At 51.9% G+C, this 22,090-nt stretch carries 20 protein-coding genes; 12 read left to right on the forward strand and 8 right to left on the reverse strand.

The window, feature by feature from the left end; translation table 11 throughout:
- Position 1 precedes the first annotated feature (1 nt).
- The 3 genes from EI42_RS13390 to EI42_RS13400 all read left to right on the forward strand — a co-directional run bounded on the left by EI42_RS13390 (position 2) and on the right by EI42_RS13400 (position 2,624).
- Positions 2–1,108 (forward strand): glycosyltransferase family 9 protein, encoded by a 1,107-nt coding sequence (locus tag EI42_RS13390; RefSeq protein ID WP_111322764.1) that lies wholly within the window; start codon positions 2–4, stop codon positions 1,106–1,108.
- Positions 1,109–1,157: 49 nt separating this feature from the next.
- Positions 1,158–2,069: a Gfo/Idh/MocA family protein gene (locus tag EI42_RS13395; RefSeq protein ID WP_111322766.1), complete on the forward strand. Its 912-nt coding sequence runs from the start codon at positions 1,158–1,160 to the stop codon at positions 2,067–2,069.
- Positions 2,070–2,210: 141 nt separating this feature from the next.
- On the forward strand, positions 2,211–2,624 hold the full coding sequence (locus EI42_RS13400) for an NUDIX hydrolase (protein ID WP_111322768.1): 414 nt from the start codon (positions 2,211–2,213) through the stop codon (positions 2,622–2,624).
- Between the two features lie 80 nt (positions 2,625–2,704).
- Here the strand turns inward: EI42_RS13400 and EI42_RS13405 are convergent, their stop codons facing one another.
- Positions 2,705–3,742, reverse strand: a complete 1,038-nt coding sequence (locus tag EI42_RS13405; RefSeq protein WP_111322770.1) for an NAD(P)-dependent oxidoreductase — start codon at positions 3,740–3,742, stop codon at positions 2,705–2,707.
- Positions 3,743–3,914: 172 nt separating this feature from the next.
- Entirely contained in the window at positions 3,915–4,112 is a 198-nt protein-coding gene (locus EI42_RS13410; RefSeq protein ID WP_111322772.1) for a hypothetical protein, read from the reverse strand.
- 571 nt (positions 4,113–4,683) lie between these two features.
- On the opposite strand from EI42_RS13410, the gene EI42_RS13415 reads away from it, so the two are divergent.
- The 3 genes from EI42_RS13415 (at position 4,684) to EI42_RS13425 (ending at position 7,283) form a co-directional block, all read left to right on the forward strand.
- Complete coding sequence (locus tag EI42_RS13415; RefSeq protein WP_111322774.1) at positions 4,684–5,175, forward strand: hypothetical protein; 492 nt, start codon at positions 4,684–4,686, stop codon at positions 5,173–5,175.
- Between the two features lie 27 nt (positions 5,176–5,202).
- Positions 5,203–6,243: a hypothetical protein gene (locus EI42_RS13420; protein ID WP_111322776.1), complete on the forward strand. Its 1,041-nt coding sequence runs from the start codon at positions 5,203–5,205 to the stop codon at positions 6,241–6,243.
- 83 nt (positions 6,244–6,326) lie between these two features.
- Complete coding sequence (locus tag EI42_RS13425; RefSeq protein WP_111322778.1) at positions 6,327–7,283, forward strand: NAD-dependent epimerase/dehydratase family protein; 957 nt, start codon at positions 6,327–6,329, stop codon at positions 7,281–7,283.
- Between the two features lie 47 nt (positions 7,284–7,330).
- Here EI42_RS13425 and EI42_RS13430 read toward each other — a convergent pair whose 3' ends face one another.
- Complete coding sequence (locus EI42_RS13430) at positions 7,331–8,740, reverse strand: sensor histidine kinase (protein WP_111322780.1); 1,410 nt, start codon at positions 8,738–8,740, stop codon at positions 7,331–7,333.
- A 677-nt stretch (positions 8,741–9,417) separates the two neighbouring features.
- On the opposite strand from EI42_RS13430, the gene EI42_RS13435 reads away from it, so the two are divergent.
- From EI42_RS13435 to EI42_RS13445, 3 genes are all read left to right on the forward strand, one after another.
- A complete protein-coding gene (locus EI42_RS13435; protein ID WP_111322782.1) occupies positions 9,418–10,695 on the forward strand; it encodes an amidohydrolase in 1,278 nt (425 codons plus the stop codon).
- Positions 10,696–10,853: 158 nt separating this feature from the next.
- On the forward strand, positions 10,854–11,546 hold the full coding sequence (locus EI42_RS13440) for a hypothetical protein (RefSeq protein WP_111322784.1): 693 nt from the start codon (positions 10,854–10,856) through the stop codon (positions 11,544–11,546).
- A 630-nt stretch (positions 11,547–12,176) separates the two neighbouring features.
- Positions 12,177–13,067 carry a CPBP family intramembrane glutamic endopeptidase gene (locus EI42_RS13445; RefSeq protein ID WP_111322786.1) on the forward strand — a complete coding sequence of 297 codons (891 nt, stop codon included), beginning with the start codon at positions 12,177–12,179 and terminating at the stop codon, positions 13,065–13,067.
- A gap of 228 nt (positions 13,068–13,295) precedes the next feature.
- On the opposite strand, the gene EI42_RS13450 is transcribed toward EI42_RS13445, so the two are convergent.
- Both EI42_RS13450 and EI42_RS13455 read right to left on the reverse strand, forming a co-directional pair.
- On the reverse strand, positions 13,296–13,871 hold the full coding sequence (locus EI42_RS13450; protein WP_111322788.1) for an HXXEE domain-containing protein: 576 nt from the start codon (positions 13,869–13,871) through the stop codon (positions 13,296–13,298).
- 17 nt (positions 13,872–13,888) lie between these two features.
- The gene (locus tag EI42_RS13455; protein WP_111322790.1) at positions 13,889–14,491 is read right to left on the reverse strand and encodes a TetR/AcrR family transcriptional regulator; all 603 of its coding nucleotides are present in this window, start codon (positions 14,489–14,491) and stop codon (positions 13,889–13,891) included.
- Between the two features lie 149 nt (positions 14,492–14,640).
- On the opposite strand from EI42_RS13455, the gene EI42_RS13460 reads away from it, so the two are divergent.
- Entirely contained in the window at positions 14,641–16,083 is a 1,443-nt protein-coding gene (locus EI42_RS13460) for a multicopper oxidase family protein (protein WP_170142601.1), read from the forward strand.
- A gap of 33 nt (positions 16,084–16,116) precedes the next feature.
- Here EI42_RS13460 and EI42_RS13465 read toward each other — a convergent pair whose 3' ends face one another.
- Positions 16,117–16,611, reverse strand: coding sequence for an LURP-one-related/scramblase family protein (locus EI42_RS13465; RefSeq protein ID WP_111322794.1), 495 nt, complete (start codon positions 16,609–16,611; stop codon positions 16,117–16,119).
- Positions 16,612–17,175: 564 nt separating this feature from the next.
- On the opposite strand from EI42_RS13465, the gene EI42_RS13470 reads away from it, so the two are divergent.
- Both EI42_RS13470 and EI42_RS13480 read left to right on the forward strand, forming a co-directional pair.
- Positions 17,176–18,012: a sugar phosphate isomerase/epimerase family protein gene (locus EI42_RS13470; RefSeq protein WP_111322796.1), complete on the forward strand. Its 837-nt coding sequence runs from the start codon at positions 17,176–17,178 to the stop codon at positions 18,010–18,012.
- 461 nt (positions 18,013–18,473) lie between these two features.
- Entirely contained in the window at positions 18,474–19,103 is a 630-nt protein-coding gene (locus EI42_RS13480) for a LysE/ArgO family amino acid transporter (RefSeq protein ID WP_111322800.1), read from the forward strand.
- Between the two features lie 99 nt (positions 19,104–19,202).
- On the opposite strand, the gene EI42_RS13485 is transcribed toward EI42_RS13480, so the two are convergent.
- Together EI42_RS13485 and EI42_RS13490 are read right to left on the reverse strand one after the other, a co-directional pair.
- On the reverse strand, positions 19,203–19,685 hold the full coding sequence (locus EI42_RS13485; protein ID WP_111322801.1) for a GNAT family N-acetyltransferase: 483 nt from the start codon (positions 19,683–19,685) through the stop codon (positions 19,203–19,205).
- 635 nt (positions 19,686–20,320) lie between these two features.
- Positions 20,321–22,048: a hypothetical protein gene (locus EI42_RS13490; RefSeq protein WP_111322803.1), complete on the reverse strand. Its 1,728-nt coding sequence runs from the start codon at positions 22,046–22,048 to the stop codon at positions 20,321–20,323.
- Positions 22,049–22,090: the final 42 nt, after the last annotated feature.

The raw sequence follows: 22,090 nt of genomic DNA on the forward strand, positions 1-22,090 counted from the left end.
TATGGATGACGCCTTTAAGCCAGGATTGCTTCGACGGCTTCCAGAGCCGCCGCGTCGCGTTGCCCTCTTGCGAGCATCGCGCATCGGCGACTTTATCTGTGCGACTCCGGCATTTCGGGCGTTACGACATGCCCTCCCCGATGCCGAACTGACCCTGATTACCCTGCCTATGCTGCATGAGATTGCCAGCCGGTTGCCCTACTTTGAACATATAGTCGATTTCCCCGGCTTTCCTGGTATTGCTGAACAGCTCTTCTCGGCACGCGAAACTGTGCGTTTCCTGCAAGAGATGCAAGCACAGCAGTTTGATCTTGCCATTCAGATGCAGGGAACCGGGGTCTACTCGAACCCCTTCCTGCTGCTCCTGGGGACGAAGGCGACAGCAGGCTTCATTCGGCCTGACGACAGCCCCGGTCTCCTGGATGCCGCCCTTCCCTATCCGCACGGGGTGCACGAAATTCGCTGTGTGCTCTCCTTAACTGAGTTTCTCGGCGCGCCTACCCGGGGCGAAACGCTGGATTTTCCGCTTCGTGCAGAGGACCGTCAGCAGGCAGCACAGCTTCTGGCAGGAGTGGAACCGCCTCTGATCGGGCTGCACGCCGGTGCCCGAGACAAAACCCGGCGCTGGCTTCCTGCACGCTTCGTCGAGGCCGGTTGCACGTTACAACAACGCTTCGGCGGCACGCTGCTGCTGCTCGGGGAGCCAGAGGAGCTGGATAACAGTCGCCAGATGGAGCGCCAATTCCGTGAGCTCCACTGTCGCTGTCTCAATCTGGTCGGCAAGACCTCGCTTCCCATCCTGGGTGCAGTTATCAAGCGACTGAACGTTCTGCTTACCAACGACACCGGACCGGCTCATATTGCTTATGCGCTTGGTACGCCGACCGTCACGATCTTTGGCGGCGGCGATCCCGCAACCAATGGTCCCCTGCAAGCCGGTCCATTCCGTCCGCTCGCTTTCCCTGTTCCCTGTCGACCCTGTGGTTATGCGACCTGTCCGATCGCATATCGTTGTTTGAGGAACATTTCAGTTTCACAGGTAGTAGAAACAGCAACACAGATCTTTCCAGATATGGAAGAGTTTCAGTATCGCTCATCTTCTTCTTGATGCTATAATAGTGAAACGAGATGGTGCATCAGGCAGGAGAAAGAGAGTTATGAACAGGCTACGTATAGGAATGGTCGGGCTGGGTTCGATCGCACAACGAGTATATCTGCCACTGCTCACGCGAGAACAGGAGTGGAGCTTTGCAGGCGTCTTCACGCCGAATGTCAGCAAGCGACATGCCATCAGTTCGGCGTATCGGGTGCCTGAATTTGCCTCACTGGCGGATCTGATCCAGGGCTGTGATGCAGCATTTGTGCACAGTTCAACTATCAGTCACTTTGAAGTGGTCTCACAATTGCTTCGTCACGACATCGATGTCTATGTTGATAAGCCGCTGGCCGCCACATTGGATGAAGCGGAACGGCTCGTAGAGCTCAGCCAGAAAACCGGGTGCAAGCTTATGGTTGGCTTCAATCGCCGCTTTGCCCCCTTTTATCTGAAACTGAAGGAACAGGCTCCCCGGGCGGCCTGGATTCGTATGGAGAAACATCGACGAGCCGGGCTCAATAGCACCGTCGCGGAAACGCTGCTCGATGACTATATTCATCTGGTCGATACCGTGCGCTGGCTCGGCGAAACCGACACGATGCAGGCTCAAGGCTGGCTCCAGGCTGATGAGCTGAATCGGCTCCACTACGCCTACCACACCTATACGTTGCCCAACAATCGCCTTGCTACAACCGCCATGCACCGCCAGGCGGGCAGTGATCTTGAACTCCTTGAGCTTGTCACAACCGGGCGTATAGTGCGTGTCAGAAATATGGAGATTCTGGAGGTAGAAGAGGAGGGAGCCTGTGTGGTTCAGACCGCAGCCGCCTGGGATACCATTCTGAAACGCCGCGGCTTTGAAGCTGCCATCAACCACTTTATCCGCTCGATTCTTGGTGACACTATACCTTTAAGCAATGGTGAAGAAGCCCTGAAAACACAACTCTTACTCACATCTCTGCTGAATAGCTGAAGCCGGTTGTATAGCCCATTCCGGCTTCTAGCTCCCCTTTCCCGCTGACTATGAGAGAACTCTTCTGCTACACTATCCTTGAAATGGAGAGCTCAGCAACTTCCACTTGCTCCAATATGACGAAAGGTTCTTTATTCAATCATGCCACAGCATATCTATACCGTTGGATTACTTCTTCTACGGCAGAATCAAGTTCTACTGGTGCGAAAGCGTAATACCATTTATTTCATGCTTCCAGGAGGAAAGATCGATCCGGGTGAAACAGAGCTTGCCAGCCTGGCACGTGAGATTCAGGAAGAGCTGCTTTGCCAGGTAGTACCCGAAACGCTGCATTTCCTGGGTGATTTTACCGAAATTGCGGCAAACGAGCCTGACGCACAGGTACATATGAAGCTCTATAGCGGGCAGGTTAGCGGAGAGATCCAGCCAGCACGCGAAATCGCCGAGGTCTCCTGGTTTGATCCGCACAAGCAGCAGGATATCCTGCTTGCGCCGCTGGTCAAAAAGCAGGTGCTTCCATTCCTTCTGGAGCAAAACGCTCTCACTCTAGAATAGAGAGATCAACTATTTGGCAAAAAGGAACTCTGGTCCTTTCTTGGAGAAGAGGGACCAGAGTGCGGCTTTTCATCTATTCCTCAACTCTTTTCCTGAGGCAAGGGCACCAGATTACGTGGATGATTATCCAGGAATGCTTGAATATTCTCTACCGTGATATCCAGAATGCGGTAAAGCGCCTCCTTCGTGTTAAAGCCGATATGAGGCGTAATGACAACATTATCCCGATGCTGTAGCTGCTTGCTCAATGCGACAAGCTTCTGTTGCTCTCTAGATGCTTCTGAGTACAATAATTCCTCCTCATACTGTAAATACGCCTCGCCCTCCAGGACGTCCAGTCCTGCACCACCCAGAAGCCCATTGTCCAGCGCCCAGACCAGCGCATCAGTATCGACCAGAGTACCGCGTGCAGTATTAATCAACAATGCTCCGCGCTTCATTTTTGAAAACGCCGGCCGATTCAACATATGATAGGTGGAAGGCAACGCCGGCACATGCAAGCTGACGATATCTGCTACTGAGAGCAGCATATCCATGTCGACATAGCGAAAACCCAGGACTTCAGCAATCAGCCGATTCTGCACCACGTCAAAGGCCACAACATCCATACCGAACCCTTTTGCAATACGAATCATGTGCAGCCCGATTGCGCCCGCACCCACAACACCAAGCATCTTCCCATAGAGATCAAAGCCCTGAAGCCCTTCGAGTGAGAAGTCATCGTGCTGTGTGCGCGTAGCAGCCAGGTTGACCTTACGAGAAAGCGTCAGCATCAGCGCGAAGGCAAATTCAGCAACCGTCCTCTCGCCATACGCTGGCACGTTTGTGATAGCGATACCTTGCTGTGCCGCCGCTTCCAGATCGATATGATCATAACCGGTAGAACGCGTGGCAATCAGGCGCAAACGCGGCATCTTCTTCAATTCATCCAGCCCGATCCTGGTATTCACGAAAGGGATGTAAATCTCGACTTTTGCCAGTTCTGCCTGATCAACGTCGGACAAGTTTTCTTCTGTATACTTCAGCGAAACCCGCTTGCCAAGCTCATGCGCGAGATAGCGGCCTTCTTCATCAGTGGTGGTTGTTGCAAGGGCAGAGACAGGCATTGTATTCTTCATCTCTTGCTCCCCTCCTCGAATGGAATTCCAGTTTTTATGCACAATAAACGATAGTCTATTCTCTCTCATTGTATAAAGAGCGGGGAAAAACACAGCGTTTTACAACTATGCTCTATAGACTATGGCTATATCCCCGAGAAGAGCGGAGCGCGCACATCAGTCCTATCTTCTATCACAGGCCACTGTCGAGCTTTACACCCTGCATCCTATTCCTACTGCCCACCCGGGCATAACGCTCGGGAAAGCGCGGCGTGAGCGCCTGACGAGCTGCATCAGCCCCAGGGGGAGCCGGGTCCTCACGCCGATTCGCCAGAAAAACAAATGGCCCGATAATCACAACAAGCGCAAGCAGAATTGTGCCAATCCACAAGGCAGGGCTTCGCAGAAGTTGCTTTCTGTACTACAGAAGATATATTTTTACTCGCAGTATAAGCGAAACGGCATCTGTCGCCAAAAGGGTTGTCTCCCTCTATTGTAGATAGCACCCGATAGCAGCAATGAAATGATTACTTCTATGCTGTTGTTCTATCTGCACTTTCTTCTGAATATCTCTATTCTATCCTTACATGCATAATAGAATCAATTACTTTCGTTACCATACCTATTGCAGTATGCTATTTCGCCATGCTTCCAGGTATACTTTCTCTACTATATAAACTATAAGAAAAGTGCCCTCGATCCACTCTTTGGAAGTAAACATTGCATTCTGTCTATAGGAGTGATAGTATATGAGCGAAGCATGAAACTTTTGCTATACATCTATCATTAGATGTAAAAAAGGAAAGGAAAAGGAAGGACTGAAACAGGGAACTCTCTTCTGTTGAGGGCAAAGCCTGGTCTTTCTCTTTACAAGAAGCGAGCAGCGAAAGTGATTGTCTGAGAGGCAGAAATGCACTTTTGCAGCATGATAAACAAAGACGAAAGAACTCTCTACGCGCAATATGGGGAAAACATATTATTTACGGCTTCCCGTTCTGATTACCTTTCTCAAAGGACAGACATGCACTCTTATCACTTCTGCTGGTAAATGGGGTACTGGTTACGTTTATATACAAAACGGGAATATTGTACAATATCTCATTAAGGGACAAAATGGCACGCTGGAAGGGTCTCACGCACAGCACATCCTGGAACAGTGCCAGGAATGGCAGGTTGAGTTCCAGTCCAATGAGCCGATATCGACCCGTCCTCTTCCCCTCCCTCAACTCAGCCCTTCTCCTCTTCCGCAAAAGAACGTGTTGCGCCCGAAAAAACCGCTTGATCCCGCGCTACTTCAGGGCTTAACGGCCAGGCAACGCATGGTTATTCGGATGGTATTGACCATGATAAACGGGCAAAGAAGTGCGCAACAAATCAAGCAACAACTGAATTTACCACCCCAACTGATCGATGAGGTAATAGATCTGTTACGCAGATTTGACATCATCGAGTAATATTTTTCCTGTCTAAGGAGCAACTGTATGCGTCGTCTCTTAGAGTGGTGGTATCGCATCGCCTTGCCGAACAAAGAGCCAGATCCGACACCGATGGGGCGCGAACGGCAGCGCTATGCACGCCTCACAAGTATTATTCTCCTTGCGAACGCGGTGCTGTTTTTACCTGCCGCACCAATTATGATTTTTAATTCACCCAAAAGCCCGTCTTCGCCACCAATCGCTATTGTCATGATTCTCCTTCTGATCATCACATATGTCTTTGGGCGTATCGGGAAGCAGGTGCTCTCGGCCAGTTCGCTGATTCTCTACATTCTCTTCGCCGTTTCAGCCGTCATGGCAACCAACCCGCTGGATCCTTCGATGCTGCCGCTGCTCAACCTGCTCACGGTAGCCGTCATCCTTGCCGGGGCGCTCCTGCCACCAATTGCATCGCTTATTGTCGGAGCTATCGGCTGTGTCGAAACACTACTGATAACAACGCTGGTGCCGCATACTACCGCTTATGAAGCAATGATGCGAGATGAACTTTATACTATCACGATTATGCTTCCGATCATGATTCAGCTTGTCGTTGCAATCGTGGTCTATGTGATCATGCGTCACTTGCTCCATGCTATTCAGCGAGCGGATCAGGCAGAAGAGATTGTTGCGCTACAACGAGAAATCGCGGAGTTTGAGCGCAGTCGCTCCGCCGAAAAAGAGGCGCTTGAAGAGGGATTGCGCAAAATTGCGGAGACACATGCACAGATTGCAAATGGCGATATGCACGCGCGTGTCTCACTCAGTGAGGGCCACGTCCTCTGGTCGGTTGCTATCCCGCTCAACAATTTGTTGAATCGCATGCAGCGCTTGAAGCTCGATTCTGACATGCTGGCAAGCACACAGCTCGCGGCACAACGGATTGCTGAAAGCCTGCATCACGAGATCGCGACCGGTCACTTTTCTCCGTTGCCAGGCACCGGCACGCCGCTTGATCCAGTCATTATCGAATTGAACAAGCTCCTTGCAGCCCGTTCTACGCAACCCCCATCGACGCCGTCACGCCCGGCATGGCCCGCCTTCTAAGGGGGAACGGGATATTTTCGTCTCAGATTTTGCAATATAATTTGTAGCATCTCTATTTTTGAAGAGGAGATTGACATTCTTCTATGAAAATTCTGTTGACCGGTGCCTTTGGAAACGTGGGTTTCCATACGCTTCAAGAGCTTCTGAAGCGGGGCCATACCGTTCGTTGCTTCGATCTACGCAATCAGGCCACCGAGAAAAAAGCACGCCAGATTCAAGGAAAAGCTGAGATTGTCTGGGGGAACCTGACCAATACACCTTCTGTAGAAGCTGCCGTTGCAGGCCAGGAACTGATTATTCACTTCGGTGCAATCATTCCACCCGCAGTTGATGAAAACAAGCAGCTTGCCTATGATGTGAACGTGAATGGGACCCGGCGCATCATTGAAGCCGCCCAAAAGCAACCAATCAAGCCTCGCATCTTCTTCTCATCAACGCTGGACGTCTTCGGCCATACGCAGGATAAAGAGCCGCCACGCCGGGTGACCGATCCCATGCAAGCGACCGACGATTATAGCAGCCACAAAATCGAGTCCGAGGGCATGATCCGCAATTCCGGCCTGGAATGGTGCATTTTTCGCTTTGCCGATGTGCCGCCCCTCAGTCCGCGTCCGCCACACCCGATTATGTTCACCATCCCGCTTGATACGCGCTTCGAGATGGTTCATCCCTTCGATGTGGCCTTCGCAGTTGCCAATGCAATCGAGCGGCCCGTGTGGGGGAAAATCCTGCTCATTGGCGGCGGCAAGTCCTGTCAGGTACGTTACCGCGATTATCTACGGAGCTCGCTGGAGGGCTCGGGCGTGGGCATGCTTCCCGAAGAGGCTTTCGGACATGAGCCCTATTGCACTGATTGGCTCGATACAACCGAAAGTCAGGAATTGCTGCAATATCAGCGTCATAGCTTTGAGGAGATCATGCGCGACGTGAATAAAGCGACTCGCCCGCCTGCTCCCATTCGGCTTATCATGCCGCTGCTCCGCCCTTCAATTCGCAAATCGATCCTGAAAATGTCACCTTACTGGCAGGCACGGAAATAAAGCAGACAGCAAGACGCGGGGAGCTCTCTTCTGGCTTCTCGCGCCTCTTATCCTCTAGAGCCCCTCCATTGAGGGAGAAGAATGTGAAAAGTGCTTCCCTGCCCCTGCCCGCTCTCAACCCACAACCCACCACGATGCAACGCCACCACATGCTTGCAAATTGCCAGACCCAGACCGAGGCCATCGACTTCGCGAGTCATACGAGTGTCAACGCGATAGAAGCGATCAAAAATGCGTTCCATATGTTCAGGCGCAATTCCCATTCCTTCATCTTTGACGCAAATCTCAACCCAGGCTGTTTCCTCCGGCGGCATTGCTGGTACCACGATCACGCGACGATGCCCAGAGCGTTCCGCCAGGCTCGGGAAGCTCTCCAGGCCGACATGCTGCATACCAATCTCAACCGTTCCGCCTCCAGGGGAGTAGCGGGCAGCATTTTCCAGAACATGTTCAAAAATGTCACACAGGAGCCGCCGATCTCCATCAACAACAAACTCATCTCCCTTCTCAGGCCGCGGGAAGCGATACACAATCGGCTGCAATTCCTTCTTGCGCATTTTGCTCTCTTGCTCTAATGCCTGCTGCACGTTCAAAATAGATTCTTGAATGACATAGATAAGATTTACAGCATCAGGAGAGAAAGGGTGAATCTGCGTCTCTAGCTGTGATATTTCGAGCAACTGCCCCACGATCCTCTCAAGCCGTTTTCCCGCCTGGTTGATTGCAACCAGAAACTCATGGCGCTCCTGCCGGGTAATCTGTTGATCATGCCGGAGCAGCGTGGTCGCGTATCCCTGAATCGAGGCAAGCGGACCGCGCAGCTCATGGCTGACCGTCGCCAGTAATTCGGCCTTCAAAAACTCTATTTTCTGCTCGCTTCGTTGATAAGCAAGCTCTTCCAGATCATGCATCCGGCGAATCAACAGCATATCAAGGAGAAGTGCATCTATTATATCTGCAAGATAAGGAAGGAGCGCTTGCGTCTTCAATAATAAATCTCTGCCATCTGACCCCCATTCCAGAAAAAAGAAACCCTCCCATTGTATATATGATTGAGAGGAGGCGTCTTGTTGTTGGGATTGGAGCGGGAGCTGAATTGTCCGGTGCCAAAGCAGCGTAGGAGTCTCAAGGGGCAAGCTCTCGAACTCTTCTTCCCGTGACCTCAGCTTCAATAGCTGCTGCACTTCTTGCGGCTGAAATCGAGAAAACGCCGCTATAGGAGCCATCGTCTGAAAAGCATCGGCCTGATACGATGTTTGAACACTGCCGGGTGCACACAAAATCCAGGCTCCACGTTGAGCATGAGAGAACGTGAGAAGGCGCTTCAGAAGCTCGGAGGCAAGTACTTGCAGAGTTTCCTGCGGAGCTGCGAAGGACCCTCGTATATATTGTGCCAGACGCACTAGATCAGTTAACGCCGCTTCAATAGCGGGTTCCTGAGAATAATTTGGCTGCATAGAATGGCTCCTTGTTGCGGGTTACTGCTCTTCGTTGACATGACAGAAAAAATACCGACAATTTCCATTATAAGAAAAACGGCTTTCAAGCGAAATCCTTTCAACAGCATTATCGTCACAATTGGATCACAAGTTTCAAAAGAAAGCGTAAAACAGGTTCCAGAGGCGAATAGGGCGTTCTTTGCTCTCTGCTACGAGGCTCTGCCCTGCGCTTTGCACTCCAAACTTCGCCCGCTATTGAACAGAAGAAACATTCTTTTAACGTTTTTATCATCTTTTTATCATTTTTATCTTTCTACCCCTTCTAACGTGGAAAGAGACGGGACAAACACCACGGAGAACCCGTTCCTGCTTCCTTGCTCCAATAGAGCCCTTCCTATTTCACAAAGTGAAGAGAGTATATATCAATTTCGGGTTCCACTAGAAGGAGAGGCGATACCTATGCGACTCACCTGTCTCCTGGTAAGCTCATACCATCGGAGATCGAACACACTACATTCCCTTTACTACATCTGTCAGTGGAGCTTGTATAGATATTTGTTCCCATATCAATACAATCAGCAAACAGCTATCAGGTTCCCCGTATAATGGATATATATGCAGATATAGAATAGAGGCCTCTTCCCTATTTCGATCAAAAAATGACTCAATAGCAAAAACAGGAGAAAGAGGTTATTATGCGCAAACAAACGCAGTCGGCACAAGAGCGCTTCCAGAGCGTTCTTGCAGGGCTTGATAACGTGTATCACGATGTAGAAAGCCTCTACCTCTATCTGCACCAGAATCCTGAGCTCTCGATGCAAGAGCACGAAACCGCGACAAAAGTTGCAGACTGGTTGAGGCAGGCAGGCTATGATGTGACAACAGGAGTCGGAAAGACCGGAGTTGTTGGTCTGCTCCGCAATGGTCAGGGCCCAACGGTGATGCTTCGAGGAGATATGGACGCGCTCCCGATCAAGGAAAAGACCAACCTCCCATATGCCAGCAAGAAGGTTGTCACCAATAGTGAGGGAGAAGAGGTTCCGGTGATGCATGCATGCGGCCACGATCTGCACACAAGCTGCCTTGTTGGTACGGCATCGCTCCTTCAGCAGAGTCTGCATGCCTGGCGAGGCACCGTGATGATTGTCGCACAGCCCGGAGAAGAGACAATGACTGGCGCAAAAGAGATGCTTAAGGATGGGCTCTTTACGCGCTTCCCTCGACCAGATGTCGCTATCGCTCAGCATACGAACCCGCTTCCAGTCGGCACCATTGGCTATCACATTGGCGATACAATGACATCGGTCGTCAATATGAAAATCACCATTTTTGGGAAAGGCGGACACGGCTCCCGGCCTCAGAATTGTGTTGATCCGGTGCTCATCGCCGCCGCTATTGTTATGCGCCTGCAAACAATTGTCGCACGCGAGGTCCCGCCCAACGACACAGCTATCATCACAGTGGGATCAATTCATAGTGGAACAAGCTACAACATTATTCCAGACACAGCAACACTTCAGCTTACGGTGCGGGCCTATACGAAGGAGATCCGTGAACACATATTGGAAGCGATTCGCCGTATTGTCAAAGCCGAGGCGGAGGCCTCTCATGCCTCCAAAGAACCAGATATAGAGATTGTTGAGTTCGGAGAAACGCTGCATAACGACCGTGAGCCGCTTGAACGAATAGTAGAGGCGCTCAAGCCCTTCTTTGGTGAGCAACATGTTATGGAAACGCCACCAATGGAGGCAAGCGAGGATTTCTCATTCTTCGGACACGTACCCGATGGCGCAGGCATCCCGTCCGCCTATTACTTTCTGGGAGTTACCAACAAGCAGCTTTACGCCGAAAAAGGGATCGACAACGTTCCAGAGCCGCATTCTCCATACTATGCGCCCGATCGTGAGCCCGCTCTAAAAGCCGGTGTACAGGCCCTCACTGTTGCTGCACTGGCCATGCTTGGAGCTCCATAACACTCCGAGATGGGCAGAGAATCTCTGCCCGTCTTCCCCTTCTTTCTCTCATTATATAGTATTTGTCAAGAAAGCACATCGTCCAGAAGGCAGATGTATCTTCCTGTTTTTTCATGTATCCTCAAATCAACCACCCAAAAGAGAGCCAGGAGGAAGACATGACTGAACAGCGAACGATTGCAGAGAAGTTGACCCATGTCTTATGGATCGGCGGAACCCCGGGCGCAGGAAAATCCTCTATTTGTCAATTCATTTCTCGTATCTATGTTTTTCTTGATTACCGGGTTGACCCCCGCCAACGAGATCACTCCGCTCGACGCCTTGCACAAAAAGACGAACAGCATCGCCGCTGGTTACAGAAAAACATGAAACAGCGCTGGCTGGAAACGCCGACAGATGTCCTGGCACAAGACTTCATTCAGGCAGGCCAGGACCTTTCCCTCGTGCTTGAAGATCTGCTTGCAATGCCCACTGAACCGATGATAGTCGCTGAGGGAAATTTTATGCCAGAGGCGGTTCTTCCCTACCTTTCCAGCCCTCAGCAGGCTATCTGGCTGGTTCCTACAAAAGCATTCAACGAATATGCAAGGCGCACCCGCTTTGAAGAGCAGAAGAAGAGATTCCATGCCATCTCAACCTATCCTGCACCAGAGGATCCAGAGCGCCATTTGCGCGCGCTCGTTGAACGAGATGCACTTATTACTTGTCATGTCAAAGCGCAGGCACAACGGCTTCAGCTTCCCTGTTACGAAATCGATGGAAGCCGCTCACTTGCCGAAATGACAGAGCTTGTCGAGCAGCATTTTTACCCCTATATTGTTGAGCATATGTCGAAGCTCAAGCCGCTCTAACAGCCGCACTCTATCCCTTCTACTCATAGGCATACTTTGACAGAGCCCACCACTCTCAGATAGAGGAGAGAAACCGCTTTGCCCACAGGAGTACATTATGATGCAACATACCTATCTCCAGCACACCCGAAGAGCTTCAGGCCTTCCTGGAACCAATCAAGCAGTTCTCTCACCCCAACCCTGGTTGGACCTCCGACATCGTGCTTGTCACCAGTGTCCGAGGCCGCTACACCGTGATGAAGCATTTCAGGAATTCGTGCAGGACCTGAGGGAAGTGTGTATTGTCTGGCTGGAGAACAGGCCCGCTCCCCGAGGGAAACGACGCGCTTCACAACTATTATTCCCGGGCCGAGAAACGAGTTCCAAACCGGGTAGCGTGATTCCCTCAAGCTTCGACTGGCAGTATTCCCGGGCAATGCAACGAACAGAGGAACCCCCACACAGCATGTGTCTTTTGTTAAACAACCAATTTAGTGGAATGAGCGTAGATATAGCAACAGGAGCGTCAGAATACGTGATTCCGAAACGCTCTAGCAATAGCGCATCTTGTTTTCTCGGTTAGAAGCAGCTATCCAGGTATTCATCATTTGCACAGGAGCATAACTAAACACACACAAAGGATGCAATCTCATGGATGCAGTACACAACCAAACAGAAGCACAGCGAGTCGACTGGCGAGGCATTATCTGGTACACCCTGCTTGCCTATATCATTTCGTGGGCCATCTTTTTCTTGAAATACGTCGGTGTGCCCTTCTCCATCCGCGCAAGCGTTGGGATGTTCGGCCCGCTTGTCGCCTGTGTTCTCGTTCGCCTCATCCGGCATGAAGGCTTCGCGGACGCCGGATTACGCTTGCAGAAGAAGGGGCTTCGTGGCTCTTTCTGGCTGTACCTGGCCGCTTACATTATTCCTGTTGTCTTGATCGCTCTAAGCTATGGACTTGCAGTTTTATTCAACTGGCAACCCTGGGAACCGGAGAAACAATATCAACTGATAGTGCAAACGCTCCCGGCAGAGACACGCCAGCAGATCACTATGCCGATGCTCTATAGCATCACGATTGGACAGGCTGCGACGCTCAGCGTTCTCCTGACCATGATCGCGACCCTCGGCGAAGAGCTGGGCTGGCGCGGCTATCTCCTGCCCCGTCTGACGCCGTTAGGGGGCATCAAGGCATCACTCATTATCGGCGTGATCTGGGGGTTCTGGCACGCGCCGCTTATCCTGATCGACGGGTATGAATACGCCGGTCTCTATCCGGTTCTCGGCATCTTCTTCTTTCTGCTGATCACCATTCCATTTAGCTTCCTGCTTACCTGGCTGAGGTTCCGCACCGGAAGCATCTGGCCATGTGTGCTTGCGCACGCGGTTATTAACAGCTTTGCATCGCTCGGGATCGTGCTCTTTATCCCGCTGGGCAACCCTTACCTGTCGGCTCCAGTCGGCCTGGCAGGCGTCATTATCTGGTTTGCATTCGCGATCTTTCTTGTCGCCACGAAGCGTGTGCAACACCCCGCATAATAAGCCTGTATCCCTCTCTTTGCTTTAAAGAGAGGGATTTTTCTTCTCCTCCCTGAAGACATTCTCCTTATTGAAAAACGTGTATTCCTGTTGTATCATGAGAGGAGTGAAAAGAGAAACAGTGCCTCCTCCCCTTATTGCAGCATCACTCAACTGAAGCTAGAGCAGAGTACTCGTAGGAAGGATGTCACTATTTCATGAAACATAAGCTCTCTCCTATGCGTCTGTTTATTCATTTGGGATGAACTCTTTCGCGAGCTGCCGAACGCCGACCAGCCCGGGAAGCGCCAGCACGCCCGAAATCATCTGAGCGTCTTTCCACGCCTCGGCGCTCATGAACCCCTCACGTCGCAGCCTCCGCGATACATACCACGAATAGGGCAACACAAGCAGAATAGCCGTTACGACTCCGGGTGAATAGCCCCGGAAGGCAACCACTTGAGCTATATGTGTAAAGACATGCAGAAAGAAGAGAGCAAGCGCCCCGTGAAACAGACCCCATGACTGCCGCTTACTTGTCGCCAGATAGGCGGCCAGCGTGATCAGGATAAACTCAAGGGCTACCGCTCCTATCATCTGTGGCGTTGTAATCATGGCGATGCGACTCAATGGCCCGGGAAGTCTCTTCTCATGCCGCTTCACAAACCGCTCCATTGTCAGTATTTCCTCGAAATCATGCAGGAAAAAGACCAGTGGAAAAGCCCACACCAGCACCCGAATACTCACACGCTTCTCTATTTGTGCAACCAGGGGAGCGCAAAACGGGGCAAGCTTATGCCTGTTCTTCTTGCTTGTATCATGCATGCTGTCTCTCTTCCTCTCTACACTCGGGCTGTAATGCCCGCAAGAATCGTATCAACAAGGGATTCAGGAAAAGGGGTGGCTGTCGGGAAAAGATCGCCTGAGATAAACACATGGTAGACAAGAGGCCCGATTATCAGGTGAATACAGGTTGCAATATCGATATCGGGGCGCACTTCCCCACGCTCAACCGCTCGCTCCAGCCGCTGCGCCAGCTCTTGCAGATGAGGGGCAATCACGTGCTGCTGGTACCGCGCAAAGAGTTCAGGGTTCCCCACAATGGTCGTTCCCAGTTGCACAATCAGTGCCCCAAGCTTTGATGAGCTAAACAGCCAGAGGAAAGCCTGTATCAGAGAAAGCAGATCCTCACGAAGATTCCCCGTATCCACAAAAGGAAGATCAGCGGCCAGGCTGGCGAGCGCATCGACAATCAGCGCCTCACGGGAAGGCCAGCGACGATAAATAGCCGGTTTCCCGACCTTCGCCCGCGCCGCAACTGCTTCGATACTGAACGCCTCAAACCCCTGCTCCTCCAGCAAGTCAATCGTTGCGTCCAGAATAGCCTGATGTGTCTGGACGCTGCGAGGGCGTCCACGCCTCTGCACAGGGTGCTCGTTTTCCATATGTTCCCATTTCCTATTTTATTACGTTACGTTCCGTAATGAAAATACCACGAAATTGGCTGAAAAGCAAGGGGTTTGGAACTACTGGTACAGTAGAAGTGGAAATATACTTGCGCTCTCTAAGAGCAGGATACAAGAGGAGTGAAGCAATGCAGGGGCATGACAGCAGATGGACACGAAGGCAGTTCCTGGCCGTAGCGGGCATCAGTACAGGGCTGACTGTTCTAGGAGGCTGTGCGCCGTTCCCTGAGACATCGCCCCCCAGTGTCACCCCAAAACCAAGCGGAAGAGTCCAGGAGTATACACTTGACGCAAAAGAGGACTCAATAACAATCAATGGGAAGCCAGTAAAAACATGGATCTATAGTGCAGGAGCACTTTCATTGCCTCAATTACGCGTGCGAGAAGGCGATACACTACGCGTCAAACTGACCAACAAACTGCCACAGGATACCACCATTCACTGGCATGGTCTGACGCTTGATAACAAAATGGACGGCGTTCCAGATCTCACGCAATCCCCAGTTGCCCGTAATCAAACCTTCACCTATGAATTCACGGCTCCCTTCTCTGGTACCTATTATTATTCCTCGTTTGTTGGCACGCAGGCAGATCGTTTCCTCTATGGACCGCTGATTATTGATCCAGCAAACGAGCAGCGTAACTTCGACTACGAATTTATCATTATGCTTGACGATTGGATCGATGGCGTCGCAGGCTCACCGGATGATGCACTCAAAAAGCTACAATCGGGCGGCATCACCACAACAAGCGCAGTGAAAGGCGAGAGCGCCCCGGATCTCAACTACCCGCTCTATCTGATCAATGGAACAAGCGCAGAGACGCCCTATGAGATGACGATTAAGAACAACAGCAGACTGTTGCTCCGCTTCATCAACGCGGCGGCTTCAACTATTTTTCACGTCGCGCTTCAGGGACATCGAATGCAGGTCACGCATGCAGATGGACACGAGATCGCTCCGGTTGAGGTGGATGCACTGCGTATCGGCATGGGTGAGCGCTACGACACTATTGTTACAGCCAACCATCCGGGCGTATGGCAACTGGCCGCACGCGTCGAGGGCACCCAAAAAACCATGACGCGAGCACTCCTGCGCTATCAGGGAGAGAAAGCAAAGGCTCCACCCGCCGATGCGCTTCCAGCCGAGCTTTCGCGGCAAACTCTGCAATATAGCATGCTCAAAGCGGGCCCAGGCGTCGCGGTCATGCCCAACAGACAACCCGATACGGTGACCCAGATCCAACTGAACGGCGATCCAAAAAAGTATACATGGACCATCAACGGCGAGCGTTACCCGAATGTCACGCCCATTTCGGTCGCAAAGGGCAACCTGATCCGGTTTGAGATCCAGAATCAAAGTCCGCTCCCACAACCGATGCATCTTCACGGACAACTCTTCCAGCTCGATAACGGCACCGGTCACGGCCCCCTCAAAGACACCGTGCTGATCGATCCCGGCCAGAAGCTTGCCATTCTCTGGACAGCGAGCAATCCCGGACAATGGGCCTTCCACAGCAACAACGTCTATCATCGAGCCAGTGGAATGCTCGGCGTGGTGAAGGTCGAGTAGCAAGCGGTCGACCTTCATCCTGCCCTTGCATACTTAATCCTTGATACGATCCTCTTTCATCTCGTCCAGAATGATAGCAATCGCGACAATAAACGGTCCGTCAATCTCGGGAGCAGTATCAACGGTATAGCTATCACCAAAGATGGCGAACTCGCGGCTGACGTGACCGAGAACACGACCATACTGATCGACAATCTCAAAATCCCATTCCTTAAAATTGCCGCGTACCTGGAGCACGACGCTATCCCTGGTCACGATCTCGAAACGAGCTCCATGCGTCGCCTCGTGCTTCCGATGGATCGTCGCGACCTCGGCATCTCCCTTAAACAACTCATACTGGCGCGTATCGGCCAGGACCCGCTGCTTGACACGCATCACCTCCTCGCCAGTCTGCTTATCATACATCGTGAAGTGATCGCCAATACTGATGAGTCTCGCCTTCACTTCATAGAGCACTTCGCCGTTATCCCCTCGCACGGTAAAGTTGTCACCCAGGGGAAAGATCCATTCTTTGACATGATAACGCATTTTCGTACTTTCCTTGCATTCTTTCTCGAAATAACTGGATGGCCGTCCTCTGGCCTCACCTCAAGTGTACCATTACCGTCGATTTCAGGGTAGCGCACCTGCCCGATTGTCACCAGACCCTTTTCATGATTTCTCGGCGCCAGAAGCCACTCTCCCTGCTTTCAAAAAAGAATACAGGTACTATCTGGCTCTCGCGATGGAGCCCAATTCATATCACCTTCTCGCATGGAACGAACAGTATATGCAGCATAAAAACGATTCCTCATAAGCTCCATTTCGATCACAGCGACTGCTTGTTCGGCTATGGCTCAGGTTGCGCTTGATAGCACAAACATGACATAATAATTGATTATTTCTCTATTCTTCATTTCAGTCCTCAACAACGGTTGTGGATTGCAGCAAGGCCCATCTGCACAGGGAATATCTGGCAACGCGGCAGTGTTCGAGCGCGTTATCAAACTTCCCACATGTAATTTCGTTTCACATTTGACTTTTCACTTGTTGCTTTATTTGTTTCAATCCTGAATGTAAGCTTGATTTCAATCCTGGAAAGAGGTGTACCCCATGAAAATAGGGTTCAGTACGCTATCCTGCCCGGCCTGGACACTTGAACAAACCATCAAGGCGGCCCTGGAGTTCGGCTACACTGGCGTTGAGCTTCGCCTGCTCGACGGAGAGGTGCTTGACCCCCTACAGGACCGACAGAAAATCATCGACGCGGTTGCAGCTTTCCGCGCTGCAAAGATCGAGGTCTGCTGCCTGGATACCTCCTGTCGACTCAATCAGCCAGACGAAGAGCAGCAAAATCAGATGCTGACCGAGCTTCGCGCCTGGATCGCCCTTGCGCAGGAAGTAGAAGTCCCGTTGCTCCGTGTTTTTGGTGGCATGACCCCCACAAACATCACGCCCACACCCACAGAGGAGCAGGAAGACGAACGGGTTCTCTCGTCCTTCCAGCACATCACGCCGGACGCCGAAGCCGCGAATGTCACCATTGCGCTGGAAACCCATGACGCATTCAGTTCCTCTCGGCGCATCGCCCGCATTCTCGCAAAGGTTCCTTCGCCCAACATTGGCGTGATCTGGGATAGCCATCACCCTTTTCGTGTGGGCGAAACAGCCGAAGAGGTATACCAAAACCTGGGACCGCGCATCGTCCATACCCACGTCAAGGATGCCGTTCAGACAACTGAGGGCACATGGGATCTTGTCTTGCTTGGTGACGGTGAAGTTCCGGTCGAAGAGATGCTGATTCAGCTCAAGACGCACGGATATAATGGTTGGGTCGTCGTTGAATGGGAAAAGAAATGGCATCCCGAGATCCCCGATCCTGAGTTCGCGCTTCCACAGCATATGTCCTACCTTTCCACCCTTCTGCCTGCTCTCGACACGCTTCGTTAACCGCAGCAAACGCTCATCAGAAGGCAATCAAGCCCGACATTTTTCACTCGATGAGCAAAGGGAAACGGGGGACGCTTCCGGGAGTAGCTTGCACCTGCAAGTCACCTCGAGAGCAGCACCCCGATTCCTCGCGAAATGGAAACAATAACATCCGACATCCTCCGCAATCGCACGCGCACTTCTCGCTCTGAACCTGTGTTCGATATGCGCTTATCATACGCCTCATCAACATATATGTCAATACTTTGCGACAAATTTGCGACAAATATCATACCAGCAGGAAAAGTATCACTGAACTAACAAACCGGAAAAAGGAGAACAATGTGCTACAATGTAATCCATGATGGAGTGGAAGAAAAATCAGCATTTCCTTTCGCCCGGCTTTCCAGGCCAGCTCAGGATATTGAAACCGACAGATCGACATAGTATGATATGAGCTAAAAATGAAACAGCGAGGGAACATGCAGCCACTCTTTACCGCACTCGTGCAGGGATTTCTGCTCGGCGCCAGTCTCATTATTGCAATAGGAGCACAAAATGCGTTTGTGCTGAGACAGGGTCTGAAAAGACAGCATGTTTTTATCACCGCAGCCCTTTGCACCCTATGCGATATCATTTTGATTCTTCTGGGCGTAGGAGGGCTTGGAACCCTTATTACCAGTATTCCCATTCTGAGCATGATTGCGACCTGGGGTGGCGCCGCATTTTTGCTCTTCTACGGCTTTCGCTCGTTTCGCTCCGTCTTCCAGAACAACGAGGGGCTTGAAATGGGCAAAGCGGCGGCAGTGGTGCGCGTTCGCGATACAGTGCTTGCGGTCCTCGCCTTCAGCCTGCTCAACCCGCATGTCTATCTGGATACAGTCGTTCTGATAGGAAGCATTAGCACCCATTATCAGGGGATACAGCGCGCCTGGTTTGCGGTTGGCGCTATGTGTGCCTCGCTCTCCTGGTTTTTCTCGCTGGCCTATGGAGCCGCGTGGCTGGCCCCGTTATTCCGCCGTCCGCTGGCATGGAAAATCCTTGATGGCCTGATCGGTTGTGTGATGTGGGGTATTGCCTTCTCGCTCATCTGGTCAGCATTTCCGCACTGAGCAACCAGGTTCAGGAGCGCGGTTTCATCATCCTGAAAGCGCATGGAAAGAACACTGATCCATGAAACCACGCTCACAAACAGCTCAACAAGCAGCGTGTCAACGCGATCGAGAATGGAACTCCTGTACCACGTCTCCCCAGGCGTTTTCCTGGGTTTCATGATAGCGCCCATCTGTATACTCGGCGATCACCTTGCGCCAGAACGCCTGGGCGGGAAGATTACCCGCTTCCTGCTTCACCTTCCAGCGACCAGGGAACTCATCAAAGATTCGACAGGCAACCATGCGCCCGATGCCCTGCTTGCGATATTTCCGTAATACAAAAAATTCAGCGATACTATGCGTTGGCTGTCCATCGAGACGGCGCACCAGGACAAAGCCAGCCAGACGGCCATTCACCCGAATCAAAAAAGGATAGCGCCCCGGCTCAATCCAATAATGATCGAGATAGGTATAATCAAACAGGCCATGCTCGTTGACATCCTCACCGTCAAACTCGCTATAATCATACTGGCAGAGCTCCATCAGATGGCGCAACACAATTTTCTGATCAGCCGATGCTCTTTGCAATTCTACCTGCATAAGACAGGCCCTCCCCCCTTTTGTTTCCATGCCCTACAAGCTTACAACACACTCCATTGTCTTGGGAAGAGGCACAAGCCAAAAGAACCCCCCGCGATCTCCGACAGCCATTCCAGGCGGCTTTACAGGGAGGCCCGTTTCTTTTTCCATTCCTGGCGTTTAAAAATGGACGGACTACCCGTTTTAATTTGAATGGGTTACCCATCCAGAATTGAACGGCTCTCCCGGGGTTACCCGTTCAAAATTAGACGGGATACCCGTTTAAAATTAGACGGCTCTCCCGGGGTTACCCGTCCAAAATTAAACGCAACATAGAATCTTATTATACATAAACTCTATTACACAGAATGCGAGAGAGAGAATCTCTTTCTGGCGTTTACAAATGGATGCCTGACACACAGAAGCAGGATATAAAAAACACAGAATGCGAGAGAAAGAGGGTATTGACAGCTCAGGTATACTATGTACATACGCTCATCTTTACGCATTCGCACTCGCGCTCAGCTTTTCTTGCTTCAATATGAATTTTGCGCTTGACGACAGTTTTTGATGAAGAGGCTCACTGGAGGAGGAGGGAGGCCACCAAAAGAGAGAAAGGTGCAGCAGATATAATCCACTGCACCCCTACACACGTTCTAGCTGCGATCGAAAAACTCCTCGCGACTGGCAGGATCAGGCCGTTGAGCCAGAGCCATCGCCGAGAGATAGGGATCAGAGCGAGCAAGCAACTGATTCGCCTCATATGCAATTGCACGATAATTGATATGACCGCCCGGGCGCACACGCTGCCTGGTCATATAGAGCGCTTGCTTCGGATCCCCATGCATCCAGAGGTCAACGCGATGAGCAAGCGGCAACAGGTTCAACACGAACGAGTAATCTATGGTCGAGCCGCACGTCTCTGTCACCTGCTCAATGAACGCCTGCAAGCGAGCATAATATGTTGTAAGGTCGCGCTCAAAGGCAGTTCGGAACTCGGCAAAGGCGGGAATCTCCGTCAGATAGAGCGGTAGCCCAAAGCCATGACCCAGAATCTGCTGAACTGTCTCGCGGCTCAACGGCTCGCCAAAGAGCAGCGGAAGCGGGAAAAAGCGACCCCAGGCACGATGTCGATTCAGGTCGCGCAGCTCACCGAGGAAGCTTTCAACCACAAGCGTCATCCTGGTCGTGCGCGCAAAGCTCGGCAGCTCGTTATAGTTCGTATGATCCGCGAAGAGGCAGGCGCTTATCTGGCGGCGCACCTCATCAGCGCATGAATGAACCCATTGCAGCAGGGCCTCGCGCTCAAGGCCGGGCCAGAGCACGAGCAGGTATTGCGCAACCATGCGTTCCGCCTCGGTGTAGTGTGCATCCAGCAGAACCACGCGTTGTGAAACGCAGGTCGGTTCTTGTTGTTGTATTGGCACGCTTTGCAATAGATCTGTCTTCTGCTCGATAAACTGCTTGAGCGCCTGAATATTCCGTCCTGCGGTCAGCGCAGGATCAGTATGCCGAATCAGACTCGGAGCCTCTGCCCGGTAGTGCAGCACCTCTTCCTCTTCACGAGAAGGAGCAAGCAGCCGCTCGATCTGCTCCGCGACCCTATGATAGTACGGCAAAGGCGATGCCTTCAGTTCGGCAAGGATCCGCGACCAATCACGCGCCGAGGTCTCAAAGGAAAGCCCGCTCCACTGGCCCAACAGCAGGAAGGAGCGCACACAATCGAGCACTCGCGAGGTCAGCGCGTTCTTCTGCTGCTTATCAGTCATATCGACAGCATAAAACTGCTCGAACGCACGCAGCAGGGTTTCTTTATGCTGTGTAAAAAGCATCAGCGACAGGCGACCGAGCTCTTGATAGGCCTCTTCCAGTCGCTCCATCTCCGGCCCCTGAACCGCAAGATAATGCTTCAGCGGGTGCAGGACAGCCCGGCCAAAAGCGGCTTGATACCGGGTCGATTTCTCCTGTCCGGAATTGATCGTGCCCTCTGAGAACAGCGCAAGACAGAGATGCATCGGCACGCGTCCCATATCGACCGCCAGGCGAGCCATATCGCCAACCGAGGCATGACCATACCCCCGAAACATCTCTTCAATCTTCTGGTCTGGATCGACACCCTTTTCGCCCATCTCATGCAAAATAGTCCAGGGCATCCCGGAGGCACGTGACTGGCGAGCTCCAGCCCAGGCACGGTGAGCTGCCGTGCGTCTCTCAGCGCTGGCAACTGTCGTTGTCACAACAGTGCCCGTTTCCACATCTTCCAGACAAATCAGGCGCAATCCCGTTACATCAGGTGCATAGGTAAACCAGCGATACGAGCCGCTGCAATACTCCTGTTCAACCGGGATCTCGGGCTTTTTCTTCCCGGGCGACTTCCGTTCCATTCGACTCCTCCAATCGCGCGCCACCCGGCCAGGGAAGCGCGG

This window comes from Thermosporothrix hazakensis (genome assembly GCF_003253565.1).
Taxonomy (GTDB): domain Bacteria; phylum Chloroflexota; class Ktedonobacteria; order Ktedonobacterales; family Ktedonobacteraceae; genus Thermosporothrix; species Thermosporothrix hazakensis.

What these genes read in the sequence shown, in the direction of transcription:
- EI42_RS13390 (WP_111322764.1), top strand. Translation starts at nt 2, where the DNA reads ATGGATGACGCCTTTAAGCCAGGATTGCTTCGACGGCTTCCAGAGCCG.
- EI42_RS13395 (WP_111322766.1), top strand. Translation starts at nt 1,158, where the DNA reads ATGAACAGGCTACGTATAGGAATGGTCGGGCTGGGTTCGATCGCACAA.
- EI42_RS13400 (WP_111322768.1), top strand. Translation starts at nt 2,211, where the DNA reads ATGCCACAGCATATCTATACCGTTGGATTACTTCTTCTACGGCAGAAT.
- EI42_RS13405 (WP_111322770.1), bottom strand. Translation starts at nt 3,742, where the DNA reads ATGAAGAATACAATGCCTGTCTCTGCCCTTGCAACAACCACCACTGAT.
- EI42_RS13415 (WP_111322774.1), top strand. Translation starts at nt 4,684, where the DNA reads ATGGGGAAAACATATTATTTACGGCTTCCCGTTCTGATTACCTTTCTC.
- EI42_RS13420 (WP_111322776.1), top strand. Translation starts at nt 5,203, where the DNA reads ATGCGTCGTCTCTTAGAGTGGTGGTATCGCATCGCCTTGCCGAACAAA.
- EI42_RS13425 (WP_111322778.1), top strand. Translation starts at nt 6,327, where the DNA reads ATGAAAATTCTGTTGACCGGTGCCTTTGGAAACGTGGGTTTCCATACG.
- EI42_RS13430 (WP_111322780.1), bottom strand. Translation starts at nt 8,740, where the DNA reads ATGCAGCCAAATTATTCTCAGGAACCCGCTATTGAAGCGGCGTTAACT.
- EI42_RS13435 (WP_111322782.1), top strand. Translation starts at nt 9,418, where the DNA reads ATGCGCAAACAAACGCAGTCGGCACAAGAGCGCTTCCAGAGCGTTCTT.
- EI42_RS13440 (WP_111322784.1), top strand. Translation starts at nt 10,854, where the DNA reads ATGACTGAACAGCGAACGATTGCAGAGAAGTTGACCCATGTCTTATGG.
- EI42_RS13445 (WP_111322786.1), top strand. Translation starts at nt 12,177, where the DNA reads ATGGATGCAGTACACAACCAAACAGAAGCACAGCGAGTCGACTGGCGA.
- EI42_RS13450 (WP_111322788.1), bottom strand. Translation starts at nt 13,871, where the DNA reads ATGCATGATACAAGCAAGAAGAACAGGCATAAGCTTGCCCCGTTTTGC.
- EI42_RS13455 (WP_111322790.1), bottom strand. Translation starts at nt 14,491, where the DNA reads ATGGAAAACGAGCACCCTGTGCAGAGGCGTGGACGCCCTCGCAGCGTC.
- EI42_RS13460 (WP_170142601.1), top strand. Translation starts at nt 14,641, where the DNA reads ATGCAGGGGCATGACAGCAGATGGACACGAAGGCAGTTCCTGGCCGTA.
- EI42_RS13465 (WP_111322794.1), bottom strand. Translation starts at nt 16,611, where the DNA reads ATGCGTTATCATGTCAAAGAATGGATCTTTCCCCTGGGTGACAACTTT.
- EI42_RS13470 (WP_111322796.1), top strand. Translation starts at nt 17,176, where the DNA reads ATGAAAATAGGGTTCAGTACGCTATCCTGCCCGGCCTGGACACTTGAA.
- EI42_RS13480 (WP_111322800.1), top strand. Translation starts at nt 18,474, where the DNA reads ATGCAGCCACTCTTTACCGCACTCGTGCAGGGATTTCTGCTCGGCGCC.
- EI42_RS13485 (WP_111322801.1), bottom strand. Translation starts at nt 19,685, where the DNA reads ATGCAGGTAGAATTGCAAAGAGCATCGGCTGATCAGAAAATTGTGTTG.
- EI42_RS13490 (WP_111322803.1), bottom strand. Translation starts at nt 22,048, where the DNA reads ATGGAACGGAAGTCGCCCGGGAAGAAAAAGCCCGAGATCCCGGTTGAA.